The organism is Phenylobacterium sp. 58.2.17 (assembly GCF_026411515.1).
Taxonomy (GTDB): Bacteria; Pseudomonadota; Alphaproteobacteria; order Caulobacterales; family Caulobacteraceae; genus Phenylobacterium.
In genome coordinates this window covers 1-5,902 of record NZ_JAPMTQ010000083.1, presented here as the reverse complement: position 1 = coordinate 5,902, position 5,902 = coordinate 1, and the positions used below count along the sequence as shown (strand labels likewise).

General features: G+C 72.4%; 5 protein-coding genes. 2 read left to right on the top strand and 3 right to left on the bottom strand.

Annotated features, from left to right (window positions below; all coding sequences use genetic code 11):
* Nucleotides 1-21: 21 nt before the first annotated feature.
* Entirely contained in the window at nucleotides 22-1,071 is a 1,050-nt protein-coding gene (locus OUA97_RS22850; protein ID WP_267234391.1) for an RsmB/NOP family class I SAM-dependent RNA methyltransferase, read from the bottom strand.
* A 92-nt stretch (nucleotides 1,072-1,163) separates the two neighbouring features.
* Nucleotides 1,164-3,404 carry a TonB-dependent receptor gene (locus OUA97_RS22845; protein ID WP_267234390.1) on the bottom strand — a complete coding sequence of 747 codons (2,241 nt, stop codon included), beginning with the start codon at nucleotides 3,402-3,404 and terminating at the stop codon, nucleotides 1,164-1,166.
* Between the two features lie 171 nt (nucleotides 3,405-3,575).
* Here OUA97_RS22845 and OUA97_RS22840 point away from each other — a divergent pair, with 171 nt between their 5' ends.
* Nucleotides 3,576-4,379 (top strand): metallophosphoesterase, encoded by an 804-nt coding sequence (locus tag OUA97_RS22840; protein ID WP_267234389.1) that lies wholly within the window; start codon nucleotides 3,576-3,578, stop codon nucleotides 4,377-4,379.
* Entirely contained in the window at nucleotides 4,310-5,059 is a 750-nt protein-coding gene (locus tag OUA97_RS22835) for a hypothetical protein (protein ID WP_267234388.1), read from the top strand. Before OUA97_RS22840 ends, OUA97_RS22835 begins: the two co-directional genes overlap by 70 nt.
* On the opposite strand, the gene OUA97_RS22830 is transcribed toward OUA97_RS22835, so the two are convergent.
* Nucleotides 5,019-5,902 (bottom strand): MBL fold metallo-hydrolase (locus tag OUA97_RS22830; RefSeq protein WP_267234387.1); only part of this gene is annotated, 884 nt, incomplete at its 5' end. The two genes, OUA97_RS22835 and OUA97_RS22830, sit on opposite strands and share 41 nt — an antisense overlap.

Below are 5,902 nucleotides of genomic sequence, written 5' to 3'. Positions count from 1 at the left end.
CTACACCCCCCGCCCGGCGGGCTAGCCGCGGCGGGGGGCGGAGTCCAGCCGCGGCGCCCGCACCCGGGCGGGGGGGGGGGGGGGGGGCCCCCCCCCCCCCCACAGCACGTCCGGATGGCGGCGATAGGTGCCGGTGGCGCTGCACGGGGCGTCGAGCAGGACGGCGTCGAAGGTTCGCGCGTCGTCCCAGTCGCCGGCCTCGGCGGTGACGATCTCGGCGCTCAGCCCCATGCGCTGCAGGTTCTCGGCCACCCGCGTCAGCCGCGCGGCCGAACGGTCCACCGCCACGACCTGCGCGCCGGCCGCGGCCAGCTGCAGGGTCTTGCCGCCGGGCGCGGCGCAGAGGTCGAGGACGCTGTCGCCGGCCTGCACGTCCAGCAGCCGGGCCGGGATCGCCGCGCTGGCGTCCTGCACCCACCAGGCGCCTTCGTCATAGGCGGGCCAGGCGGCGACATCGCCCTTGCGCGCGGTGCGCAGGGTCGGGCCGGCCAGGATCTGCGCCTCCAGCTCGCCGGCCAGCCGCTCGGCGTCGGCCGCCGACTTCAGCGACAGGTCGGTGGCCGGCTCGTCGGCGACCAGCGCCGCCATGGCCAGCGCCGCCTCGGGCCCGAACGCCGCGCTCCAGCGGGCCAGCAGCCACGGCGGGCACAGGGCGTCGGGCGCGTCGAGATCCGGCGGCTCGCGCAGCAGGGCGCGCAGCACGCCGTTGACCAGGCCCTTGAAGGCCCGGGTCGACGAATGGCTGGCGGCCAGGTCGACGCTGGTGGTCACCGCCGCGAAGGCCGGGGTCTCCAGCACGAAGGCCTGGGCCAGGCCGATCCGCAGGATGTTGACCACCCCGTCCGGCGGCGGCTTGGCCAGCCGGCCCTGCAAGGCGCGGTCGATCGGCCCCAGCCGGCGCAGCGTGGCCATGGCCAGCGCCATGGCGAAGCCGCGGTCGCGGGGTTCGAGATTGCGGAAGGCGGGGCGGGTCAGCGCCTCGTCCAGCCCGGCGCGGCGGGCCAGGGCGGAGGCGAGAATGTCGATGGCGGCCCGGCGGGCGGGCAGGCCGATGTCACGGTCTTCGGTCACCGGCGGTGCGTGCCCTCATTGGGCCCGCGATGCAAGATGCAGGTTGGCGCAGGCCCGGCGGAGATGCTCGCTCCGCCGGGCCGCCAGTCGGCTTAGAAGCGCTTCGTCACCTGGATCCCGAAGGTCCGGGGCTCGTTGACGAAGGCGGTCAGGTTGTTGAAGTCGATGGCGCCGATGACGTTGGCTTCATCGGTGATGTTGCGGACGTAGAGGGCCGCTTCCAGGCCCAGCTCCGGCGCACGCCAGCCCGCGCGGGCCCCGCCTTCGAAGGCGGAGTCCTGCTGGAACTCGACCGATTCATAGAGGAACAGGTTGAAGTTCTTCTGCAGCACCCAGTCGGTCGAGGCGAACAGCTCGGCGCCGCCCGCCAGGGTGTGGACCCAGTCCAGCGCGATGTTGGCGGTGTATTCCGGCGCCTGCGGGAACGGGTTGCCGTTGATGTTCGCGCGGCGGGTCGTGCCGACGTTCACGATCGGGTCGGTGACCGTGCAGCCGGCGCCGCAGAACGCCACCAGCAGGTTGCTGTCCTTGATCTCGGTGTGGTTCCAGGCGAACCCGCCGGTCAGGTTGAAGCCGGCGCCGAGATAGACCTCGCCGTCGATTTCGACGCCGTAGCCCTCGCCCTTGTCGGCGTTGATCAGCTGGTTGAAGTTGCCCTCGCCGCCGATCGCGGTGAACTGCGGGTCGGTGACCTCATAATAGTAGGCGGTGGCGTTCAGGCTGGCGCGGCGCTCCCACAGCCGGGCCTTGAAGCCGGCTTCGTAGGACATCACCGTCTCGGAGTCGGCGGTGGTCACGATGTTCGAGGTGGCGATCCGGCCCTGGATCGACGGACCGCGATAGCCCTTGGCCACGCGGGCGAAGAGGTTGAGGTCGTCGTTCAGCTCATAGAGGGCGCTGACGTCCCAGCTGACCTGTTCGTCGCCGACCGCCTTGGTCACGTCCAGCGGCGCGCCCAGGACCCGCTGGCCGCGGAAGTCGCGGCTGTCGTCGGTGTAGCGCAGGCCGGCCGTCAGCTTCAGGGCGTCGTTGACCTGATAGTAGCCTTGGCCGAACACCGACCAGGAGTCCGACTCCTGCACGATGTCGGTGACGATGGTCGGTTGCAGGCCGCCGGTGCCGTTGAAGGTCGCCGAGATCAGGTTGAAGCGCTCTTCCCAGTAGAAGGCGCCGACCTGCCAGCCGAACGCGCCGTCGCCGTTCGAGGCCAGGCGCAGCTCGTAGGTGTCCTGCACCAGGTCGCTGTCCAGGGTGCCGGTCTCGGAGTTGAACGGCGTCTTCCAGGGCGCGCCGGCCGGGGCCGAGGCCACGCCGCCGTCGATGTCGCCGTCGCCGGCCGAGGCGCCCCAGTAGCGGGCGGCCACGCCGGTCAGGGTCGCGGGACCGAAGTCGTAGGCCACCTGCAGCGAGCCCGAGCGGGTCTTCTGCTTCTGGAAGTTGTTGCGGCCGCCGTCATAATAGACGCGCTCGCGGTCGAAATTGGCGTTCAGCTCGTTGGAGCCCTTGGTCAGCACGTTGGCGCGGTTCATCGTGCCGGTGCCTTCGTAGTCGCGGGCCTGCAGGGTCAGCAGGGTCGACAGCCGCTCGGTCGGGGCCCAGGCGACGTGCACGCGGCCGGCGCGGTCGTCGAAATTGCCCAGGTCCTTGCCGTTCGGATCGGCGAAGGCCGGGCTGTACATGTTGTCGATCCAGTCCTCACGATGGTTCCACAGGCCGGCGACGCGGACCTGCAGGGTGTCGTTGACCGGGATGGTCACGCCGGTCTCGGCGCGCACCGCGCCCAGGTTGCCGACGGCCAGCGAGCCGAAGCCGGTGAAGTCGTTGGTCGGCTTGACGGTGTCGATCTTGACCACGCCGGCCGGGGTGTTGCGGCCGAACAGCGTGCCCTGCGGCCCGCGCAGCACTTCCAGCTGCTGGACGTCGAACAGCGGGAAGCCCTTAAGGAAGACGTTTTCCAGCACCACGTCGTCGAGCACGACCGAAACCGGCTGCGAGGCGTTGAAGTCGAAGTCCACGTTGCCGAGGCCGCGGATGTAGAAGCGCGGGGCGTAGCGGCCGTTCGAGCTCTCGACCTGCAGGCTGGGCACGCGGGCCGTCATCTGCAGGATGTCGCCGCCGCCGGCCGCCACTTCGGCCAGCTTCTGCTCGGTCACCGCGGTGACCGCGAACGGCACCTCGCGGATGTTCTCGCTGCGGCGCTGGGCGGTGACCACGATGTCTTCGACGGTGTAGGCCGCGTCGGCGGTGTCCGCCGTCTGCGACAGAGCGGGCGTGGAGACCAGAAGAGCCAGGCCGCTGACCGTGCAGGCCAGCGCGCCGAGACGACGTGACATGAGTATACCCCGAGGTTTGGATTATTGGGCGCCGCCCTACGTTGCAGCGCACCAAAGCGCCAACACAAAACGCCGTTCGGTTCGTGAAAATTTTGAGACGTGACCACAATCACGCATTGCGACGTCCCGCCGCGCATTGCCTGACCACTGAAATGGTGGAAATCAGGCTCCGTGCCCGACGCCCGTTTTCCTGACCGCCGCCGCCTGCTCGCCGGCCTCGCCGCCGCCCCGCTGCTGAGCGGCCTTTCCCCGCCGGCCCCGATCGTCGGGCGGGTGCTGGCCATGTCCGACCTGCACTCGGCCTATGAGCGCACCGGCCAGCTGCTCGCTGCGCTGACCGCCGAGGTCGCGGCCCACAGGGTCCCGCACGTCATCGCCATCGACGGCGACATCTTCGAGCACGGCAACGTCGCGGCGGTCCGCTCAGGCGGCGAGATCGACTGGGCGTTCCTCGCCGCCCTGCCGAAGCTCGCCCCGACCGTGGTCAATCTCGGCAACCACGACAACGACATCACCACCGACCTCGCCGAGGTCGTCGCCCGCCTGCGCGGCCTCGGCGTCAGCGTGGTCTCCAACATCGTCGACGCCCGCACCGGCGCCCCCTACGCCCCGGCCCAGGTCGACCTGCCGCTGGGCCGGCGCACCCTGCGCGTGGTCGGGGTGGCGACCAACTCGATCAACACCTATCCGGCCGCCAGCCGCCCGACCTTGCAGATCCCGGTTCCGGGCGAGGGGGGGGGGGGGGGGCGGGCCCCCCCCCCCCCCCCCCCCCCCCCCCCCCCCCCCCCCCCCCCCCCCCCCCCCCCCCCCCCCCCCCCCCCCCCCCCCCCCCCCCCCCCCCCCCGCCCCCCCCCCCCCCCCCCCCCCCCCCCCCCCCCGCGGCGCTGGCCGGCGCCGACCTCGCCATGGTGCTCAGCCACGCCGGGGTCGCGGCCGACCGCGAGATCCTGCCCCTGCTGCCGGACGGCGCCCTGATGGTCGGCGGCCACAACCACCTGCTGTTCCAGCACCGCCAGGGGGCCAGCCTCTATGTCCACACCGGCTCGTGGAGCAACGCCTACACGGCGGTGACCCTGCGCGCCGCCGGCCCGGGCGAGGCCGCCTCCGTCCCCGTCGCCCTCAACGGTCCGGTCGCGCCGCAGCTGGCCCAGCTGATCCCGGCCGTCCTCGCCAAGGCGCTGACCGACGAAGAACGCGCGATCCTCGGGACCTCGCCCGCCGCCCGCTCGCTCGGCGACACCGGCCGCGCGACAGCCGCCGCCATCGCCCGCGCCGCCGGGGCCGACGCCGGCTTCATCGGCCACACCACGCTCGGGACCGGCCTGCCCGCCGGCCCGGTCTCGCGCCACGCCTTCGACGCCGTGGTCCGCTTCGAGGGCAAGCTGATGGTCGCCGAGGTCTCGCGTGAGCGGCTCGCCGGCTTCATGGCCCGCGCCAACCAGGACCGGCCGATGCCGCTTGCCGACCGCAACGGCGACTTCCTCTACGCCGCCGTCCTGGCCGAACCGGCCGGCGAGACCGTCCGCATCGCCACCACCGACTGGAACGCCACGAACCAGGGCGAGTACTTCGGGGCCAAGGACCTCGCCTTCCGCGAGATCGAGGGCCTGCGGCTCAAGACCGTGGCGGCGAAGGCGCTGCTGGGCTCGGCCTGACGCCGGCGAACTGCGGCAGCCGCCGCCACACCCGGTCATCGTGGGCCGGCGCCACGATCAGCCCCGGCACGGCCTGCTGCGCGGCGTGCAGGCGCTGCAGCATGGCCCAGGTCGCCGGCCCCTCGTCGTCGACCATCAGCCGGCTCAGCATCGGCTTCTGCGCCGGAAGCTCGACGCCCTCGGCCTGCCAGGCGGTGTCGCCGACCAGTACGTAGCGCTTGCCGTCCGGGGTGTTGACGAAAGCGGCGATCGAGCCGGGCGTGTGGCCCGGCGCCGGGACCAGCACCACGCTGCCGTCCTCGAACACGTCCCAGCTCCGCGCGAAGCCGAGATAGGGGCCGTCGGGAAAGTCGTAGGTCTTGTAGTCGGCGACGCCCAGCTTGCGGGCGAGCTTGGCCGCGCCGTCCCCGCTGGTCACGAAATCAAGCTCGGCCTTGGGAACCCAGACCGGGACGCCGGCCAGATGCTGCAGGCCGCTGACATGGTCCCAATGGGCGTGGGTCAGCACCACCGCCTTCAGCCGCGAGCGCGGCATGCCGCCGGCCGCCAGCTGCTCGGCCACGGGCGTCGTCAGCTGCGGCTTGATCAGCGCCTGCATGATCGCCGGGGCGGTCTTGAAGTGCTCGGCCAGGTCGCGGCCATAGCCGGCGTCGAACAGCAGCGCGCCCTTGGGGTGATCGACCAGGATCGCCCCGGTCACGAAGGTGCGCGCCTCATTGCGCCGGCCGCCCTCGAAGGCCATGCCGGCGGTCGACTGCGTGGAGCCCGAGGGCAGCGCGCTCAGCGTCATGCCGGCCGGCGGATGGGCGGCGGGCGGCGGGCGCGGCGCGGCTGGAGCATTCG